The following is a 19,676-nucleotide window of genomic DNA, read 5'->3' on the forward strand; positions in this document are numbered from 1 at the left end:
ATTTAAAGCGGTAAAATTAGGAGCTCTTACTGCTCATTCAAATAGCAATATTGCTTTATTTAATGATAGAATTACGTATAATCACTTATGGTAGTTTTCCTATTGCTATAAATGTTTATACTTAATAACTTCGCTGCTTTACTTGCCGCCTTGTTTTAAATCAAGGCTGCTGTAATTTAGCCAAATCCTTTGAATGCCTAAATCCTGCTAAATGAGAACGAACCCGACACTACGAACCCTTGTAATTTGTTTCCTGTTTTCTTTGCCTAAACTAGTTTTTTCACAGCCGACAAATGATTTATGCGATAATGCAACTCCGCTATACTCATCTGTTACTTGCTCTACTATTACCGGAGATTTACAGGATGCAACAAGCACGGGATCACCCAATGGGGCCTGTGCTGCTTCAAGTCCCACAAACGACGTATGGTATGTTTTCACTGCTACTTCATCAAATGCAACTATAACAGTAAGCGGTATAGGAAGTAACCTTAAAAATAATACTACATTTATTGAATTATTCAGTGGGACATGCACCAGCTTAACATCAATAATTTGTCAGGATATTACAAGCCCCTTAATAAGGACAACACTTTCTCCAGGTTCCATTTATTATGTCCGTCTTTATGTTACCGGATCTACATCAGGTACTCCCGCTAATAAAAGAGGATTCAACATATGTTTACAAAGTTCTCCTAACGATGAATCTATTTCAGCCATAAGTTTAACACCAAATATTTCTTGTACAAACACAGGGGGGTCACTATTACTTTCTACTATGAGCACTTCATTGCCAGCAGGGTGCCAGTCAGCAGGCAATCACTGGGATGTATGGTACAAATTTACTGCTGCTAATACAACAAGTACAGTTACCATTAGTAGTCAAGGGACAAATTTCACTTCTCCTGAAATTCAACTTTTCAGTGGGAGCCCAGGGTCTTTAACTTCTTTGCAATGTGGCACAACAACGCTAACTTCATCTTCATTAACCATAGGGACATCCTATTACATAAGAGTTTCTAATGTTGGCGCCTCAGCACCTTCTGCTACTGCTACTTTCAATATTTGCGTAACACACCCGCTCCCTCCGCCTTCCAATGATAATTGCACGGGTGCAGTATCACTGATATCAAATACTACATGTTCCAATACTGTTACAAACCTGGACCGGGCAACTGCTTCATCTGGCTTACCTGTTGGCTGCGAATCAGCAGGCACACATTATGATGTCTGGTATAGTTTTGTAGCTAATAATAATTCTCATACCATCAGCTTATCTGGTTTATCAAACATTGCAACCCCCGAAATTCAATTGTATAGTGGCACCTGCGGAGCATTAACATCACTTCAATGTGGGACTACCTCCATAACCAATAATTCATTAACATCTGGTAATACATATTATGTAAGGGTATCCAGCGTTGGCTCGCTGGCTGCAACTACTGGATTCAGTATTTGCGTAACTAATCCAGTTCCTCCTCCCGGCAATGATGATTGTAGCGGCGCAATAACATTAAATTCTAATACAACCTGTTCAAACACTTCAGGCACTTTGATTAGTGCTACAGCAAGTTCCGGTATTCCAATTGGTTGTGCATCTGCAGGAAGCCTTTATGATGTATGGTACAAATTTGTGGCAACCGGAACTGTTCAAAATGTTTCAGTAACTGGTTTGGGAGCGGGTATCACAAACCCAGAATTACAAATCTTTAGTGGAACATGTGGCTCTTTAACCTCTCTTGCCTGTGGCACTACAAGTCTTGCCGTTCCAAATATCATTATAGGTGCTACCTATTATGTTCGTGTTTCCAATATTGGCAGTAGTCCATCTAGCGGAGGCAACTTTTCCATTTGCGTTACAGCTCCTGTTCAAGCCACCTATGACATCAGCCGGACTTATATTAATGTAACAAAGGGTGCTACAGGAGGAACTGTAAACCCCGGTGATACGCTGGAAATGCGGGCCATCCTTTCTATAAGTTCTAAAACTTTAGACAGTTTATCTTTTATTGATACCTTATATAACACTAAAGGCTTACGACTTGTTCCGGGCAGCCTTGCCTGGCGTACCAATGAAGGTAAGATCTACGGAAATGGGGCATCTGCCTTTACGGATGCGCTGGATGCTGACCAGGGAACTGTTTACACCAACGGACTGGATACCATCATCAGGATCAATATTGGCGCTGGATCAAATGGCACCACCAGGGGGCAATTGACGAGCACTTCCTATCCCCGTGTATTTGGAAGCCCATGCCTAATCATGGCTACCTACAGGGTTGTGGTATATGCCGGTTACAATACAAAGATCAACTTTAAAACAGGTGCCTTAACCTATAAAGACCAGGCAACAGGCATACTAACCAATGCCAGGTTCCCTGTAAATAACTTAATAGTTTACAATAGCCCTGGTCTTTGTCCCAATGCAGTATCCGCAACTAATGCCCTTGGTGCCGAATCGAATGGTACCTTTGGAATCCCCAGTGGTGGAACACCTTTAGCCAGGAACAGGGGAACAACTCCATATATTGGTACAGGTTATACCTATAAACCATTTACTACCACCGGTGGACCAAATGACTACTTCTATGGTATAGCCAATAATACAAGTTCTGCATTTACAACAATTAATACTTGGGGTAAGCCAGATGCCACGTATAGGGTCTTTAATTTGTGGGATATTACAGGTGACCATACAGGTGCCAGCAATCCAACAAGAGGTAACCCTGCGTGCGACACTACAAAACCTGTTAGCCCCACCAATCCTTGCGGCTACATGCTGATAATTAACTCGGCTTACAGAGCGGATACCGCGTTTACTTATACCGTAAACAACCTATGTCCTAATACCTACTACGAATTATCTGCCTGGTTCAAGAATATTTGTTACAAATGTGGTGCAGACTCACTTGGCCGATCTTCAACAACAGCGCTCTATATTCCTACTGCCCCTGGCGATTCATCAGGCGTAAGGCCTAACATTGCCTTTGACGTTAACGGTAGTGATTATTATACTACGGGTGATATTCGATATTCAGGCGTAACACCAACTGGCTCTGACTCTACCAACCAGTGGGTAAAACGCGGTTTTGTGTATTTAACAGGGCCTACAGAAACATCTTTCCTTTTAACACTAAGAAACAATGCCCCTGGTGGTGGTGGTAATGACTGGGCTTTGGATGATATTGCTGTGAATACATGTCTACCCAATATGCGCTATTCACCATCATTGAATCCATCTGTCTGCCAGAATAATGCCATTGCTATTAATGATACTATCCGTTCCTACTTTAATACCTACCAGAATTATAAATGGCAAAGAAGTACAGATGCAGGTAATTCCTGGTCTGATATCAGCGGTGCCACAGGTACTTCCACTCCTTCATGGAATGGATCTGCATGGGAATATATTACCAGCTACACGGTTCCTGTATCGGCAACAACACTTTCCAATGCAGGTGATAAATACAGGGTGGTGGTTTCCACTACTGCAGGCAACCTTTCCAATGCAAGTTGCCAGGTAACAGATGGAGTGAGCCAGATAGCATTGAATGTAATGGATTGTGGCGTGGTATTAAATACAGACCTGCTATCTTTCAATGGAAAGCTTGCAAATAACCGTTCTAATCTTTTCTGGACCACTACACGTGAACATGAACCACTGCGCTACCACGTAGAGAAGAGTCTTGACGGTACCAACTTTACAAGAATAGGATCAATAAATGGCCGTAACAATACCAGTGCAGAAAATAACCATTATTCATTTACAGATTCCTCCATACTTGCAGGCAAAACTTATTACAGGATCGTATTGAGTAACCCTGCCGGGAAGATGAAATATTCAAGGATCATTCAGTTGAACACATCTTCCCAGGAGGATTTCAAAGTAGGTGTCATGACCAATCCTTTCCAAAAGGACCTTCAATTTGATGTAACATTAAATGAAGATGCCAGGATCAAGGTGTTCTTATTGAATGCATCTGGAGCACCAGTAAGACAAAAAGATCTTACAGCTTACAATGGAGTCAATTATTTTTCCTTCCAGGATCTTCAATCTTTGTCGCAAGGGATCTACATCCTGCAGGTACAGAACAAGGACCAGACGATCACAAGAAAATTGATCAAGAAATAAAATAAATAAACAGACATTTAAAAGCGGTATCAATTGATGCCGCTTTTTTTATGAGTATTAAGTTCCTGAAGTATAAAATAAAAGTGATAAAACTTTAATAATAGTACTGCCTGCAATTGACCACCTTCTGACTTGCCTGTCCCGACGAATGGCGGGATCATTCTGAGGAACGAAGAATCTGTTGTAACCACATAGGCGACCATTGTACTATTGAAGCCTCTTCAACCTAATTAAAAAAGAGTAAACTGTCCTATTTTAAGATGGCTCAATAGTCTTACAGGTATGATATCCTTTTCTAATGCAGTTCAAAGATCCCGCTACAGCGGGATGACAGAGCATCAGGGTTTATACTGTGCAACCATACCTGGTGGTAAAAGCATAAGCGGCCATCAAAACAATAAATCCTCTTCAACTTAAACAAGAAATGAATTATTGTGGTTAACCAGGAGCCCTTTGCGAATTCTTTGCGTGGGTTCTCTCTTTGCAAACTTTGCGATACTCAGTAACGCAAAGAGTGCAAAGATGTTCGCAAAGGATCGCAAAGATGAATACCAATAAAACATGTCTGCACTCAGTAGTACCTTTCAGTCCTAAGAAACTACAAACTACACACTACAAACTACAAACTTCCTTAAACAGCATGTTTAAGGAGAAATATTGGAATTTGGTAATCCGCTGGAAAGTTTCCTTCGAACTTTATCTTCCATTCATAATCCTCCATATATAGTTGAAAGTACTCTGTGTCTTCAGCAGTAAGTGGTGCAGTTACTTTGACCAGGAGTTTATTCTTCATCTTCTTTACCTTTTCTTTCTTTGGCTCTTGCAGCCTTGCCTCCAGTTCCTGTTCAAAGGAAGAAAGAAGTAGGGTAAACTGCTCCTGGGTTAAAGAGATACGCTTTTGCTCTGAAAGGAAATTGTATAGAGCAGTAAATACACCCCCTTTTTCCATTCCCTGCTTTAAACCAACAATAGCTATGGTCCTTACCTGTTTAAACAAATGCCTGTATCTTCTTTTGGTGGGAACAAAGCGGTAGATGATGGAAGACATAATATTGCCTGTTCCAAACCTCTGAGCGCTTCTCCTGCTTCCTTCAAACGCAGGGTCCTTCCAGAAGCGCCTGGAGTCCACTCCCGGAAGCATTCTTACCAGGTAGCCCCACAACTGATCATAATAAAAGTTGGTGTCACCATCCACTGTACCTGTAGCCTTAATGTATCCTGTTTGCTTAGCCATATTATATTAGATTTTATAACTGCAAGATTTTGAAAATCCATGTCAGTTCAAAACCACCATGTCCGTTTTGGCCGCTTTTGGCCGATATGGCCGGAAATGACCGCTTTTGGCCGCTGGAAAAGAGAGTTGAAAAGTTGAAAGGTTAACAGGTTAGAAAGTTGAGTGGGAGTTGACAGGTTAACAGGTTGAAAAGTTGATAAGGAATAGTCCTAACTTCAACTCCTCAATAATCCTTTAAATCCTGCTAATCATAGTTCTTTCCTTCATCATTCGATATTCCTTGTTCATCTGTTCGATATTCCCCTTCTTCTTCCTACCTAAGGCATGGGAAAGCCCTACTAACAGTATAGATACTGCATGATGATCACGCAGTATCTATACCGTAGCTATATAGTTGATTGGGAGTAGGCCGGGAGTTGATATTAGCCAGGCCAACAGCAGGGTCCAGGTAAAACCAAGTATCTACTATGGAAGACTTAAATACTGGCTGCATTATTAAAGAAGTGTATTCCTTTACAACATCAAAATGAGCAATTGGGTTGCTATGCTTTCAACTTGTTAATGGGTCCTTTTCTCAATCTCTGCCATTTTAGTTATTTACTTTTAAGTTTCACTTTACCGTTCTTCCAGTTAAGTTTCTTACTATTTTCATTTATTTGCTGAAATTTGGATATGAATAAACCGGTAATTGGCATTTCCTGCGGTGATTTAAATGGCATTGGTACAGAGCTGATCATAAAGACATTTTCCGATCACCGGATATTAGAGCATTGTACACCTGTGATATTTGGATCGAATAAACTGATCAACTTTTATAAGAAATCAGTACCTGATGCTCATTTCAACTACCAGAGCATCAAGGACTTCAGCAAGGTGAATCCAAAACAGATCAATGTCTATAACTGCTGGGAGGAAGAACTGGCTATCACGCCCGGCCAGTTATCTGATATGGGCGGCAAGTATGCTGTCAAGTCTTTGCTGGCAGCTGCCGATGCACTGCACCAGGGACATATCCAGGGCCTGGTAACTGCTCCTATTCATAAAAAGAATGTACAATCAGAAGAATTCAGGTTTACCGGGCATACCCCTTTTCTTCAGGCAGTGGCAGGGGCTAAAGATGTATTGATGCTGTTATATGCTACAGACATAAGGGTAGCCTTGGTAACAGAACATATTCCTGTGAAAGAAATTGCCAATCAAATTACTAAACCAGCGATTTTATCTAAAATAAACCTGTTGCATGCCAGCCTGCGAAAGGATTTTGGCATTGACAAGCCCAAAATAGCGGTGCTTGGCCTGAACCCACATGCGGGAGATGAGGGATTGATTGGTAACGAGGAAGAACAGATCATCAAACCGGCCATCAAGGAAGCAAAGCAGGACAAACTGGTTTTTGGACCTTATAGTGCTGATGCGTTCTTCGCCCGGAGAAGCTATTTGCAATTTGATGCGGTGCTGGCCATGTACCACGACCAGGGGCTGATACCTTTTAAGACCATTGCAGTAGGAGAAGGTGTGAATTACACCGCCGGCCTGCCATTTGTGCGCACCTCACCTGATCATGGGACAGCTTTTGATATTGCAGGAAAGAATTTGGCAGATGCAGGATCTTTCACAACCGCTGTTTTTGAATGCCTGGATATTATTAACCGCCGTAATGAATATGAAGAGCGCAATCGCAACCCGCTGCGAAAAATTACTGCCGAAGTATTAAAGAATGTGGAAGATGAGCGCATTGATGATACAATTGATAAGCGATGACCAACTAACTTAAATATTTACTATAGAAACAAGCCTTCCGCGGAGAAGGCTTTTTTATTAAATGCAATGAAAATGACACCTATTTTTAAAATTTTTTTACCTAGTTCATTCCTAGTAAAAACCATTAGTTTTCAATGGATAAGGGTAATATTATTGCGGGAAATACGGTAATACCCAGGTTTTTTTTAGTAGAAACACTTGCATTAATGAAATACACCTATTATGTTTGTAATACCAATCCTTTGAAAAGAACAACAACAATAATCTGTACCTGGTCCTTTCACTTTAATACTACACACCTGTAAGTATTATTTCCCCCACGTACAATTATTGACAAAAGCCCAAGACCAAAAATTTATCCTTCGAAATCCGCTTTTAAGTCCACCTATCTTTTTGAAGCCTCTATCCGATCCTCTGTAATTACCCTGACTAAGCCAAATCTCCTGAGAACAACCTTCCCAATTTCCTTAGAGAATTCAAAATCTATAATCAAACTTAAAACGTACCGTCATGAGAAGGATCTCTACTCTATTTGCATCACTATGCCTAATTCTTACTAACCTTTCTGCCCAAACTGGCCCTACAGGAACAATTAGTACTGTTGACCCAAATCCAACACCCGGATGGGGCGCACCGTTAACCGTTAACGATATCCCCAATGGCTTTTCTAGTACAAACTCCACAACACTAAATGCATTTCCAAAAAACAAGACCACTGAATTAACTTCGCCTGAATATTATTATAATGGTTCTCAAACAGCCATTTACTTTCAATATCTTTTCTCAAATGCTGCGAGTCAACCTACAACAGCTACACCAATCATTAGCATTGTATACGGTTCGCCGCAACAAATACTTTCCTATGCAGTATCACCTTTTACATTCAACAGTGGAGGAGGAAATTACTATTTTACTTTTGTACCTGCCTCTGCCTTTCCTGCAAATACTAATTTCAAAATAAGGTTATCTCTTAGTGTAGGAAATGATAAAACAATCACGGCCTTAACACTGACTACCAATGCAAGGTTGGCTGCCAGTAATGCTCCTCTTCCCTTACCTGTAAAACTGGTAAACTTCAGTGGTTCCGTAAACAAGAACAGGACACAATTACAGTGGATGGTAGCTGAGAATGAGACTGCGAGAAACTTTGAAATTCAAAGAAGTACCAATGGTATTGACTTCGCAACTGCAGGTAATATTACAGCCAGCACGAAAACAGGCGACGCCCAATACTCATTTTCAGAAAATATTTCTGCAGAAAGAGTTATGTATCGTTTGAAGATGTATGATAATAATTACAAAGCAGAATATTCTAAGATATTAGTATTCAACAGCTCCTTATCAACTCAAAAAAGCCTGCAGGTTATCACTAATCCCATAAAAGAGAAACTGATCATCAGCTTTAACAATGATGTGAACGAAGCAGCCCAGGTAACGATATATGATCACACTGGCCGCACAATTCAAAAGCAAACAATGAATGTTGCTGCAGGTGTAAATACCACTACAGTAGCATTGAACGGAAATTATACCAACGGGATGTATATCGTTGAACTGGCAACCAAAACAACAAGACTTTCACAAAAAGTCATGTACAGCAATCAATAAGCACAGCAGTCAAACAGCCCTGGCAAAGGGCTGTTTTTACCACCATCCGGATCCTTTGACCGGCCACCCACCATCCAATATTTCTGATGATATGAATTTGAGATTATTCAATTCAAAAACAGAAGAAATGAAACGAATCTTTACCCTTTTGATCACTGTCTCTGCCAGTTTGCATATGCAGGCACAGGCCATCCTTAACGAGGTATATGCTATACCCGGTAGTGCCAGGCAGGAGTTCTTTGAATTTTATAACAGCGGTACAACACCGGTTTCAATGGATAACTATACCATAGTTACCTATTTTGAAGCTGGGGGTAACAAAGGATTTTATGTGCTTGACCTGCCTGCATTAACGCTTGCTCCTTTGGGTTTCTTTGTAGGATCCTCGAGTGTACCTTTTAATTACCAGGGAGTGTCCAACAGCAATAATTCCCAGTATAGCTGGAATGACCTGACCTTTATGGCTAACAATAATGCTTACCTGAAGAAATGGATCATAAGCAACAATGTGAGTGCAGCAATTGATGGTAATGCCAATTATGACCTGGCGCCGGTACCTGCCAATTTCAACGACTTCTTTAATAAAATAGGCGGAAGCGGAGCCACGTATAATGTATTCGTATTTAAGAACGGAATACTGCAAAATGTTTTCCTGGGTGGAACAGGGGGAGCTACATTTCTTCCTTCCTACATTGTTGGATTACCAAGCCTTTATGTAGACATGAGCAGCACAGCACCTGATTTCACCATTAACTTTTCAAGTTATGCTAATACACATCCTGAATATGTTACCCAGGATGTAGGATCTGATAATGGATATATACGGTTGAAAGATGGTTACTGCAGGACCTGGACCAAGTCAAGTGCACAGGTCAATCATTCACCAGGAGTAACCAATGGTGGAGATGCTAAAGTCATTGTACCAGATATCAGCGTTGCCGCAGCCGTTGTAAGAGGAACAGCGCTGGGAGGATCTACCTTGAACTTTGATGCAGTGGCTGGCCCTGTGACAGATTTCCCGGTAACGATGAACGTGTTTGTTGACAATGGCTCTGTGCCCGGAGAACTGGATGCTTCTGACACTTACCTGGTAAGTAAAACAGAAAACGCGGTAACAGATGGGCCCTTTTCGGCGGTATTCTTTCCCTATACTGCCAATATTATTATACAAACCATAACAAGTGCAGGTTGCATAGATAATTATCGCTTTATACCAAACGTGAATGTACTTCCTGTAAAGCTTATCTCTTTTTCAGGAACTAAAGAACAGGATAAAAATAAATTGAGATGGACTGTGGAAGAAAATGAATCGGGTCAGCAGTTCCAGGTGGAAAGAAGCATGGATGCCAACAATTTTGCAGCTATCAGCGTAGTAAAGGTATCGGATAAAAAAGGTGCTGAAAGCTATATATTTTCTGATGATGCTGCCATATCAAATTACTACTACAGGCTGAAACTGGTGGACCGTTCCGGCAAATCCTTTTATTCAAATGTGGTATTTATTGAAAACAATAGATCAGAAAAAGGAACCATACAATTGTCACAAAACCCAGTAGACGCTTATGTCAGTTTTCATTACAATTCAGATATCAGCGGTATGACAACCGTAAACATATACAATGTGGCTGGGTCAAGAGTGATGAGTCAAAAAACAAACCTGTCTAAAGGAAATAATACAATTACACTTGCCCTTGACGGTAAATTGTACACCGGGGCTTATATACTTGAACTATCTAACCAAATGAACAACAACCGTTTAAAATTCATAAAGCGATAGTTTATCTTTTTTCGGTACGGATTATAGATTCGAGGGCTCCTTTCCAGGAGCCTTCCTTATTTTTTGATGTACTCCTGGAGTGCCTGTACGTATACTTCAAATGCCTTAATGCCGGCAGATGTAACCCTGCATAAAGTTTGGGGGTAATTGTCCTTGAATTGCTTGGTTACATCTATGTACCCGACATCTTTTAGCTTTTGCACCTGAACACTCAGGTTGCCTGCCGTAGCGCCAGTTTTCTCTTTTATATAAGTGAACTCAGCTTCCTTCACGCCAATAAGTAAAGACATAACAGCAAGCCGTAGTTGAGAATGTAATATGGGATCCAGGTCTTTAAACACTTTCTACTACTTTATTCCGCTGGTGAAGTTTCCTGAATTCATTGTTGGCAATATGCCCGGGAATGATATAACCAACAAGTACAGCTGCAGCATGCAATAACATCACTTGCTCGAATCCCTTCATAAATAAAGAAACAAAACCAATGCCCCAGGTTAAGTAAGCAGCAATGATGGAGGGACGAAAATTAAGAGCACTTCCGTAAATCAGTATCCAGAATGCATACAGGCTTATTAATAATGAAAACCCTATAGTGGGAGAAATATTGACATTGATGGCTACAATAATAAACATCAGGCTGATAAAAAAGCCGGTATTCAATCTTTGAAAAAGATCTTTTGTATAGGTACGTACCTTTTCAGTTTTCCTGATAAATAAATAGCTTACCGTTTGATAAGCCAATGCTACCAGGGTTATCACCCCAAAAAAATTCCAGAAGAAAAAGGTCTGGAACCATTTAAAGTTGATGTTCATTACAGTGAGAATCGATGCCAGGAATAACATCCATCCCCAAATGATCCAGCCTTTACCGTCATCTTTTTGTTCCTTCTTTGCGGTTTGAATCATTTGCTGAATAAGCAACAAGCCTTCATGTTCTGATATTTGCTTCTCTTCCATAGAATTTACTTGTTATTAGAGCGTAATAGATGACCGGGAATAATATAACTTGATAATATTGCTGCTGCAGCCAGTAATAGCTGGTAATCAAAAGCTACAAATACACTTACCAGGCTTAACACCCAGCTAATGACACCACCGATCACCAGTGGCCTGAACTTCAGGATCATTCCTGATACAAATGTTCCCAGTCCATACATCAAAATAAAGAATGGCCATGCATTTGCCCATCCTCCACTGGAATTGGAAATGATCATGCTGAGAATAAAAAAACTGATGCCTATTCCCGTCCATAGATAACTCATGCTTTCGCCTATATAGGTTTTCACCTTATGCTTATTGTGCCTGCGGGCAGAGTAAATGATTGTTATTATGGCTGTTGGAATGGTCAATAACCAAACAAGATAGTGGTGCTCATTCCCGAGCACCACTTTTAAAAAGAATTGTCCAATAATGGCAAGGAAGGTGACCCATCCCCAAAGCAAAAAGTAAATACTGTTCTCACCTAGGTTTGCCTTCGTTTTACTGATCATCTCCTGTATCAGGTCCAGGCTTTGCTGGGGAGAAAAATTATTTTCCATTTGAATAATTTAATGCTACTTAAAAAAGGCTCCTGGGGAATGGTTACTTCATCTGGCTCATTAGATATTGTATCATTGCCCTACCCCAGTTAGGATCAATATCAGAAGCAGGCTTGAAAGCATCATATTTAGCAGTAGCCAGTTCCAACAACTTCCTGGCTTCCTCTTTACTTCCGCCATATTGTTCGGGTGTATAAAATTTATCCTCTCCTTCGAGCAAATATACCCTTGGATTTTCCGGGTTTAATTTTTTGGCTGTTTCCAAAGCTTGCTGTGCCTGTGGCCCGTAAGTCATATAGCGATTCATAGGATCTCCCATCATACGCAGCGTAGCGATCATTTTCTTAATTATATATATTTCAGAATTGTCCTTGCTCAATGCCTCTGCTTTTGAAATCATCGCATCTGCCTTGTCGGCAATGGGGTCTAGCTGGTCTGCCAGGCCGCCCATCTTTCCCATTGATAACATATAGCCAGTACTGACATTTGCAAGAGCTGAATAATAATAAGGCAGCCATTGTGTTTTCTCAGCATCTCCAATACGTTCAAATGCACCTGCCAGATCTTTGATCATGTCTATGTTATGAGTAGTATCCATGGCTGCAACTTTTGGCAGCATCGCATTGTGGTACTTATCTGATTGAGCAAAGCTGGATAATAGTAATAAAGAAGCTAAGAAAGTGAAGAAGACTTTTTTCATATTGATTGTTTTAAAGTTATTGGTTATCGTTTTAATAAATTGCCGGAATGAAATATTTATAGATTACTGTTGATCACTTCCTGGGTTCTATCCACGCCAAAGCTTAAGAACACTCCTAAGTAAACAAATGTTTTTGTAGGCGGAATGATAGCTTGCTTGCGTAGGCCATTGTAGGAATAATTGTATCCATATACCTGGTTGCTACCCAGCACATTTGTAATAGAAAATACAAATACTGTAAACTGGTTGGCACCTTTCTTAAATATATTAGGCAGGTAATTCACACTCAGGCTTACACTGTTAAAATCTTTTGTCCTGCCCTTGTCATAGATACTGTACTTATCATTTGAATTGTTGTAGCGTATATTGTAATAAGGCCTGCCTGAGGCATATTGGTAATTGGCATTGAACTGGGTGCGCAGGCCACTAATAAACTTTTTCAACACCAGGTTAGCAGTATGCTTTGCAGCAAAGTTGGGTTCCATTTCTCCAGGGAAGTTTAAGAAATCCCTTTTGGTATCAAGGAAGGAATAGGATATCCAGTAATCGAAGTTCTTTACAGTCTTTTTATCACGCCAGAAAAACTCCAGCCCTTTGGCATAACCATAGCCCTGGTTGGAGGAGGCTGTTTCCTGGTTATTGGTTACTGATGTTTTGATAAGGTCATTGTATTTCTTATAAAACGCTTCTACCCTGAATGTAGTAAGAGTTGAAACTTTTTGATATTGCGCTATATAGTGTGTGGCCTTTGAGAAGGTAAGGTCATTGGTGGAAGGCAGGTATTTTCTTTCCGGGTTTTGGTAAAATATACCATAGGCAAGAGATGCCTGAGCTTCTTTTCCCACTTTATATGCCAGTGAAGCGCGGGGAGCAAGATTGTATTTATTCAACAGTGAAGAATGCTCGAGCCGACTACCCAATTTTGCAGCCAGGTCATTGGTAAGGTATATATCTGCTTCAGCAAAACCAGCTACCAGGTTTTCTTTTATATTATTCGGGTATTTATTCCCGTTATACAAAGTATAGTCAGCCTTGTCATTGCTATAATTATATTCAGATCCGAATCTAACAGCACTCAGACCTCTGAGTCTTCTTTCAAAAACGGCCTTGGCATTAAAATAATTTCCATATGCATCCAAATGAAAGTTCTTGTATTCCAGACCTTCTAATATGACTTGTGAATTTTTTGAATCCTGTGTGCTTCCATTTATGTTGTCCTTGTTGTTGGTAAAAGATACACCCCCGTTAAACTTCCAATAGGATCCAATATTTTCCCTCCAGGCCAGGTTGTGATACATATTAAAGTTCTTTAACCGGAAGGCATCTTTGTATCCCAGTGTATCCAGGCTAGGATTTCTGACTGCTAATTGGTTCTGACTGAAATAACCATAGTATTTCAAAATACCTGTGGTTGAAGTTTTGATACGGAAATTAGCATCACCTGTGTGAAATTCCGGCATATGATAATAGTCCACTCTTGGATTTAAAACCTTGTAGGCTAATACAATATTCGTGTACCCATAATTAACACCCCAGGAGGACCTTTTATCTTTAGCCAGCTTTTGAATACCTACAGCACCACCAATTGGGGAAATGCTTATGTTAGCGCTGCTCCTTTCCGGCAGATCAATAGACTCAAGTATTAATGCTGAAGAAAGTGCCTGGCCGTATAATGCAGAATACCCACCTGCGCTAAATACAGTGCCTTTGAAAATGAACGGTGAGAAGCGCCCTCTCTGGGCAATATTAGGTACACTGGTATAAAAGAAATTGTTGACCAGGGTGCCATCTATATAGGTTTTGGTTTCAGAAGCGGTTCCCCCTCTTACAAAAAGGCCTTCGCTTTCGCCTACCTGTTGTGCACCAGGTAAGGTTTTAATGGCTCCTGTAATATCCGCATTGGCGCTTGCCGTAGTCACAATATCAATTGAATTCAATACTGTAGTCCTTTTCTTATCACTTGCCTCAAATGAACCCGCGGTTATCACTACTGCTTTCATTTCATTGATCTCTTCTTTCAGGTTAATAGAGAACCCCAGGGTGGAATCTTTGACAGCTATCTTTTGCTCCCAGCCTTTATAACCAATGGCTGTAACCACCAGTGTTTGTTCACCTTTCTCATACGTTTTAAATGAAAAATTACCGGCAGAATCCGAAGTGCCTCCATCATAGCTGTCCTTTATGGCTATAGTAGCTCCCGGTAAGGGATGATCTTTAATATCTTTTACGGTTCCCTTTAAAAGGGTTTGCGCAGTAAGGGTATTTATTGTGACAAGTAAAATACCTAAGGCTAAGAACTTTCTCATAATAGTCGATTACACTACAAACGTAAAGTAGTTTATAATATAAACCAAATTATTTCCAAGGGTTCACGCCTAAAATAATTCCATCCTCATTAGGTACAGGCATAAAAAAAGCGGCTTAAAAGCCGCTTTTATATTGATAATGAAATACTTATTTGTATTGAGGAATCAGTCCATTAGCTAACTCTACCATTTTTTGAACTCCATCTTCGGGTAAAGTTCCTTTCTTAAATGCTGCCAATACTTCAGGAAGCTTGTTTTCCATTTCCATTAAAAAATGGTCCTGGAACTCGGTAACTTTCCTTACTGCCACATTACGCAACAATCCTTGTGTACCCAGGTAGATAATGGCTACCTGTTTTTCAACTGGCATTGGAGAGTATTGGGGTTGCTTCAGGATCTCCACGTTACGGGCACCTTTGTCCAATACCACCTTAGTAGCAGCATCAAGGTCACCACCAAACTTAGAGAAAGCTTCCATTTCACGGTATAAAGCCTGGTCAAGCTTTAAGGTACCAGCTACTTTCTTCATTGATTTGGTCTGAGCGTTACCACCCACACGGCTAACCGAGATACCTACGTTGATCGCCGGGCGTATACCTGCGTTGAATAGGTTGGACTCCAGGAATATCTGGCCATCAGTAATGGAGATCACATTGGTTGGGATATATGCTGATACGTCACCTGCCTGTGTTTCAATAATTGGTAAGGCTGTAAGAGATCCACCACCTTTCACCAATGGACGGATTGACTCAGGAAGATCATTCATTTGTCTTGCTACTGAATCATTCGCGATGATCTTGGCAGCTCTTTCCAGCAAACGGCTATGCAAATAGAATACATCTCCAGGATAAGCTTCACGGCCTGGAGGACGACGTAATAAAAGAGATACTTCGCGGTAAGCTACGGCCTGCTTAGACAGATCATCATAAATGATCAATGCCGGGCGACCGGTATCACGGAAGAATTCACCAATAGCTGCACCAGCAAAAGGAGCATAGAACTGTAAAGGAGCCGGATCAGAAGCGGAAGCCGCTACGATTGTTGTATAAGCCATGGCACCAGCGTCCTGCAAAGTCTTCATCACACCTGCAATAGTTGATGCTTTTTGCCCAATGGCTACATATATACAATAAACAGGTTGCCCTGCATCAAAAAACTCTTTCTGGTTGATGATAGTATCGATACAAATGGCTGTTTTACCAGTTTGACGATCACCAATAACCAACTCACGCTGACCACGGCCAATCGGGATCATAGCGTCAATAGCTTTGATTCCTGTCTGAAGTGGTTCTTTTACTGGTTCGCGATAAATAACTCCAGGTGCTTTACGCTCCAGTGGCATTTCATAACGCTGGCCTTCAATAGGACCCTTACCATCTATAGGTTCTCCAAGCGTGTTCACTACACGTCCTGCCATACCTTCACCTACTTTAATAGAGGCGATCTGGCCAGTACGTTTTACCTGGGATCCTTCATTCAGTGAACCTGTGTCACCCATCAATACCACACCCACATTATCTTCTTCAAGGTTCAGAGCAATTCCTTCAACTCCGTTCTCAAATTTCACCAGTTCACCTGCGCGAACATTACCTAAACCATAAACACGGGCAATACCATCTCCGATCTGTAATACGGTGCCTACTTCCTCCAGGTTAGCTCCGGCTGTGAAGCCGCTTAGCTGCTGGCGTAATATGGCACTTATTTCATCTGGTTTTATTTCTGGCATATTATCAGTTTAAATTTTTCTTTAAGTTTCTTATGTTTTTATAGCTCACTGACCCATAGAGGTCATGATCTATTATCTTACTTTATATATAAAATCATTGTTCTCAAAGTCACGCGAGATCTCTTTAAGGTCTGATGAAATACTTGCATCAACCAACTTGTCACCGGCCTGAAGGATAAACCCCCCGATAAGGTTTGGATCAACCTTTGTTTCCAACTCGATATTCTCCATGTTACTTGTTTTTCTTACCTGCGCAACTATGGAATTTTTAATTTCCTCACTTACTGGCGTTGCAGTGGTCAACTTCACTGTATGAATACCCTTGTACTCTTTATATTGAGTAATAAAAGCAGTAATGATTTCTGGCAATTCTGCCTCTCTCCCCTTTGTGATTAATAAGCGGGTAAAGGAATTGGTTATCACACTGATCTTTCCTGCAGTAACAGCATCCACTGCATTTTGCTTTTTATCTGAAGCAACAATCGGGCTGCGAAGCAGGTTCAAGAACTCACGGCTGCTGTTGTTCAACAACTGCAGGTATTGCATATCAGCATAAACCTCTTCCAGCTGGCCTTTTTCAATGGCCAGGTCCAGAATTGACTTTGCGTATCTTGTTGCTAAGCGTGGATTAGGCATTTATTCTGTTTATCAATTTGCTAATGTTCTGATCTACTATTCCTAATCTGTTTTGCCGTTATTGGTATATTAACAGATTATGGAATCATAACTAACTCAAGTTCACTTCGTTCACCAGGTCTTTGATATGCGCTTCTTGCGCTGCAGGTGAACTTAATTCCTTACGCAACACTTTTTCCGCCACTTCTACTACCATTTTACCAACCTGGTTTTTAACTTCAGTCAGTGCTGCCATTTTCTGTGCATTGATCTGAACCTGGGCTTCGGCAATGATCTTGTTAGCTTCAATTTTAGCCTGCTCTTTTGCTTCGCTGATCAACTTGTCTTTAGTTTCTCTTGCTTCTTTCAACATCATTCCTCTTTCTTCACGGGCTTTGGCCATCATTTCCTCATTCTCGTTCTTCAACTGGGCCATTTCTCTTTTTACTCTCTCTGCAGTTTCCAGTGAATCTGCTATAGTTTTCTCCCTGTCATTAAGAGAAGAAAGAATGGGTTTCCAGGCAAATTTTTTCAGGATAAGAAACACTACCACAAAGGCAATCAAGGTCCAAAAGATCAATCCGATACCTGGTAATAACAGTTGCATATACTAATTTGAAAATTTGATATTTAAGTCATTTTTTACCAGCAGCAAGTTATCAATTCTAGCTGCCTGAAATTGAATTACTGCATCCGCCGCCCTGTGCTTAAGATGCAGTAATCATTTTGTGCCTGTATTATTTCAATACAGCCAGGATACCTGCGATAACTGCGAAAAGGGCAACACCCTCAACGAAGGCAGCAGTCAGGATCATGTTGGCACGAATGTCATTAGCTGCTTCTGGCTGACGGGCAATTGATTCAACTGCACCGCGACCGATCTGACCGATACCGATACCAGCACCGATAGCTGCCAAACCAGCACCGATAGCACCACCCAAATGTGATTTAGAAACATCTACCACTGTTTGAGCTGCGTCAGTACCAACCTGCAACAAAAGATTCATTAAAGACATACTGTTTGTTTTTGTTTATTATAAAAAAAATTATAAGGCAAATTCTTTCTCATCCCTGTTATGCGTAGGATGAGGGTCATGAGGGTGGGCTTTATCATGGCCTGTTTCAAAAGCCTGGCCGATGAATACAGCAGTCAGGTTTGCAAAAATGAAGGCCTGGATAAATGCTACCAGTATCTCAATCAAATAAATGAAAACGGTAAAAGCAAGGGAAACGGGAGAAAAACCTACACCAGCCACTGTATTCATTGCACCAAATATGAAGATCAGGGATATGAAACAGATGATTACGATATGACCTGCCACCATATTGGCGAAAAGACGTATCATAAGTGCCATAGGCTTAATGAAGACCCCGGCAAATTCCACAGGTATGAGAATGAGCTTTACCAGGAAAGGTACTCCCGGAGGCCAGAAAATATGACCCCAGAAATGGCTGTTGGTGCTTAATAAGATGACAACCATAGAAATAAAGGCCAGTACCATGGTAAAGGATATATTACCTGTTACATTAGCTGATCCAGGGATAAGACCCAATAAATTATTAATAAGGATAAAAAAGAAAACCGTGAGCAGGTAAGGCATGTATTTCTGGTACTTATGTCCCAGGTTAGGTTTGCCCACTTCATCCCGGATGAAAGTGATCACAGGCTCAATGCCATTCTGGAAGCCTGTTGGTGCTTTATTCCCTCTTTTCTGATAAGTTTTTGCCACATTAGTCATGATGATAATCAAGATGAGGGCTGACAGGAATAGTTGAACTACAAAACGGGTCAAAGAAAAATCATACACTTTTACACCCTGGTCAATAGTTCCATTAGCATTTACCGGAACAATTTTCCCTTCTTCCAGTTTGTAACCATTATATATCGTGTGACCATGTTCCAGCTTTGAAGACATAAATGCATCCATGCCTCGCTGAGGTGAATAGAGGATTACAGGCAAAGGAATGCTAATAGCATGGCCATTTAAATCAGCAAAATGATATTCATGGTTATCCATTATGTGCTCCATGATCACCTTAGCAGCATCTAACTTTTCCACATGTTCTGTTTGGCCATGAGTAGCATGACCTTCCTGGGCTAATACAGAGGTGGAAAAACTGAGGGCTAAAACGCTGAAAGCCGCCACCAATAAGCATTTGACACGTCCAATGAACATAGTATACCCGAAATTTTGCGCAAAGATAAGGGAGCAGCGCCAAAAATGAAGTCTTATTTAAGATAAATAAGGACCTTATAGCTGTTAAAAAAGCGCGGAAAT

16 protein-coding genes are annotated in these 19,676 nt (G+C 40.8%); 4 read left to right on the forward strand and 12 right to left on the reverse strand.

Annotated features, from left to right (window positions below; all coding sequences use genetic code 11):
- The first annotated feature begins 211 nt into the window (after positions 1-211).
- Positions 212-4,132, forward strand: a complete 3,921-nt coding sequence (locus BUA53_RS15705) for a T9SS type A sorting domain-containing protein (RefSeq protein ID WP_084080165.1) — start codon at positions 212-214, stop codon at positions 4,130-4,132.
- A 631-nt stretch (positions 4,133-4,763) separates the two neighbouring features.
- Here the strand turns inward: BUA53_RS15705 and BUA53_RS15710 are convergent.
- Positions 4,764-5,366 carry a hypothetical protein gene (locus tag BUA53_RS15710; RefSeq protein WP_072836351.1) on the reverse strand — a complete coding sequence of 201 codons (603 nt, stop codon included), beginning with the start codon at positions 5,364-5,366 and terminating at the stop codon, positions 4,764-4,766.
- A 364-nt stretch (positions 5,367-5,730) separates the two neighbouring features.
- Positions 5,731-5,859: a hypothetical protein gene (locus tag BUA53_RS21690; protein WP_262494410.1), complete on the reverse strand. Its 129-nt coding sequence runs from the start codon at positions 5,857-5,859 to the stop codon at positions 5,731-5,733.
- A gap of 179 nt (positions 5,860-6,038) precedes the next feature.
- On the opposite strand from BUA53_RS21690, the gene pdxA reads away from it, so the two are divergent.
- The 3 genes from pdxA to BUA53_RS15725 all read left to right on the forward strand — a co-directional run bounded on the left by pdxA (position 6,039) and on the right by BUA53_RS15725 (position 10,512).
- Entirely contained in the window at positions 6,039-7,127 is a 1,089-nt protein-coding gene (gene pdxA, locus BUA53_RS15715; RefSeq protein ID WP_072836352.1) for a 4-hydroxythreonine-4-phosphate dehydrogenase PdxA, read from the forward strand.
- Positions 7,128-7,637: 510 nt separating this feature from the next.
- A complete protein-coding gene (locus BUA53_RS15720; RefSeq protein ID WP_072836353.1) occupies positions 7,638-8,735 on the forward strand; it encodes a T9SS type A sorting domain-containing protein in 1,098 nt (365 codons plus the stop codon).
- Between the two features lie 127 nt (positions 8,736-8,862).
- The gene (locus BUA53_RS15725) at positions 8,863-10,512 is read left to right on the forward strand and encodes a T9SS type A sorting domain-containing protein (protein WP_175546094.1); all 1,650 of its coding nucleotides are present in this window, start codon (positions 8,863-8,865) and stop codon (positions 10,510-10,512) included.
- A gap of 56 nt (positions 10,513-10,568) precedes the next feature.
- On the opposite strand, the gene BUA53_RS15730 is transcribed toward BUA53_RS15725, so the two are convergent.
- The 10 genes from BUA53_RS15730 to atpB all read right to left on the reverse strand — a co-directional run bounded on the left by BUA53_RS15730 (position 10,569) and on the right by atpB (position 19,574).
- Positions 10,569-10,853, reverse strand: coding sequence for a winged helix-turn-helix domain-containing protein (locus BUA53_RS15730; RefSeq protein WP_072836355.1), 285 nt, complete (start codon positions 10,851-10,853; stop codon positions 10,569-10,571).
- Complete coding sequence (locus BUA53_RS15735; protein WP_072836356.1) at positions 10,846-11,469, reverse strand: hypothetical protein; 624 nt, start codon at positions 11,467-11,469, stop codon at positions 10,846-10,848. The genes BUA53_RS15730 and BUA53_RS15735 overlap by 8 nt, the downstream gene beginning before the upstream one ends.
- 5 nt (positions 11,470-11,474) lie before the next feature.
- A complete protein-coding gene (locus tag BUA53_RS15740) occupies positions 11,475-12,050 on the reverse strand; it encodes a hypothetical protein (protein WP_072836357.1) in 576 nt (191 codons plus the stop codon).
- 43 nt (positions 12,051-12,093) lie between these two features.
- Positions 12,094-12,750, reverse strand: a complete 657-nt coding sequence (locus BUA53_RS15745; RefSeq protein WP_072836358.1) for a tetratricopeptide repeat protein — start codon at positions 12,748-12,750, stop codon at positions 12,094-12,096.
- Positions 12,751-12,806: 56 nt separating this feature from the next.
- A complete protein-coding gene (locus tag BUA53_RS15750; RefSeq protein ID WP_072836359.1) occupies positions 12,807-15,056 on the reverse strand; it encodes a TonB-dependent receptor in 2,250 nt (749 codons plus the stop codon).
- A 148-nt stretch (positions 15,057-15,204) separates the two neighbouring features.
- The gene (gene atpA, locus BUA53_RS15755) at positions 15,205-16,782 is read right to left on the reverse strand and encodes a F0F1 ATP synthase subunit alpha (RefSeq protein WP_072836360.1); all 1,578 of its coding nucleotides are present in this window, start codon (positions 16,780-16,782) and stop codon (positions 15,205-15,207) included.
- A gap of 72 nt (positions 16,783-16,854) precedes the next feature.
- A complete protein-coding gene (gene atpH, locus BUA53_RS15760; RefSeq protein ID WP_072836361.1) occupies positions 16,855-17,418 on the reverse strand; it encodes an ATP synthase F1 subunit delta in 564 nt (187 codons plus the stop codon).
- A 91-nt stretch (positions 17,419-17,509) separates the two neighbouring features.
- Positions 17,510-18,004: a F0F1 ATP synthase subunit B gene (atpF, locus tag BUA53_RS15765; protein WP_072836362.1), complete on the reverse strand. Its 495-nt coding sequence runs from the start codon at positions 18,002-18,004 to the stop codon at positions 17,510-17,512.
- Positions 18,005-18,134: 130 nt separating this feature from the next.
- Entirely contained in the window at positions 18,135-18,413 is a 279-nt protein-coding gene (gene atpE / locus BUA53_RS15770) for an ATP synthase F0 subunit C (protein WP_072836363.1), read from the reverse strand.
- 30 nt (positions 18,414-18,443) lie between these two features.
- Entirely contained in the window at positions 18,444-19,574 is a 1,131-nt protein-coding gene (gene atpB, locus BUA53_RS15775) for a F0F1 ATP synthase subunit A (protein WP_084080167.1), read from the reverse strand.
- Positions 19,575-19,676: the final 102 nt, after the last annotated feature.

The organism is Flavisolibacter ginsengisoli DSM 18119 (genome assembly GCF_900129295.1).
In the GTDB taxonomy this organism is placed as follows: domain Bacteria; phylum Bacteroidota; class Bacteroidia; order Chitinophagales; family Chitinophagaceae; genus Flavisolibacter; species Flavisolibacter ginsengisoli.

Coding starts and splice junctions, on each gene's coding strand:
- BUA53_RS15705 (WP_084080165.1), top strand. CDS start 212: ATGAGAACGAACCCGACACTACGAACCCTTGTAATTTGTTTCCTGTTT.
- BUA53_RS21690 (WP_262494410.1), bottom strand. CDS start 5,859: ATGCAGCCAGTATTTAAGTCTTCCATAGTAGATACTTGGTTTTACCTG.
- pdxA (WP_072836352.1), top strand. CDS start 6,039: ATGAATAAACCGGTAATTGGCATTTCCTGCGGTGATTTAAATGGCATT.
- BUA53_RS15740 (WP_072836357.1), bottom strand. CDS start 12,050: ATGGAAAATAATTTTTCTCCCCAGCAAAGCCTGGACCTGATACAGGAG.
- atpE (WP_072836363.1), bottom strand. CDS start 18,413: ATGTCTTTAATGAATCTTTTGTTGCAGGTTGGTACTGACGCAGCTCAA.
- BUA53_RS15720 (WP_072836353.1), top strand. CDS start 7,638: ATGAGAAGGATCTCTACTCTATTTGCATCACTATGCCTAATTCTTACT.
- atpB (WP_084080167.1), bottom strand. CDS start 19,574: ATGTTCATTGGACGTGTCAAATGCTTATTGGTGGCGGCTTTCAGCGTT.
- BUA53_RS15750 (WP_072836359.1), bottom strand. CDS start 15,056: ATGAGAAAGTTCTTAGCCTTAGGTATTTTACTTGTCACAATAAATACC.
- atpH (WP_072836361.1), bottom strand. CDS start 17,418: ATGCCTAATCCACGCTTAGCAACAAGATACGCAAAGTCAATTCTGGAC.
- BUA53_RS15735 (WP_072836356.1), bottom strand. CDS start 11,469: ATGGAAGAGAAGCAAATATCAGAACATGAAGGCTTGTTGCTTATTCAG.
- atpF (WP_072836362.1), bottom strand. CDS start 18,004: ATGCAACTGTTATTACCAGGTATCGGATTGATCTTTTGGACCTTGATT.
- BUA53_RS15725 (WP_175546094.1), top strand. CDS start 8,863: ATGAAACGAATCTTTACCCTTTTGATCACTGTCTCTGCCAGTTTGCAT.
- BUA53_RS15710 (WP_072836351.1), bottom strand. CDS start 5,366: ATGGCTAAGCAAACAGGATACATTAAGGCTACAGGTACAGTGGATGGT.
- BUA53_RS15745 (WP_072836358.1), bottom strand. CDS start 12,750: ATGAAAAAAGTCTTCTTCACTTTCTTAGCTTCTTTATTACTATTATCC.
- atpA (WP_072836360.1), bottom strand. CDS start 16,782: ATGCCAGAAATAAAACCAGATGAAATAAGTGCCATATTACGCCAGCAG.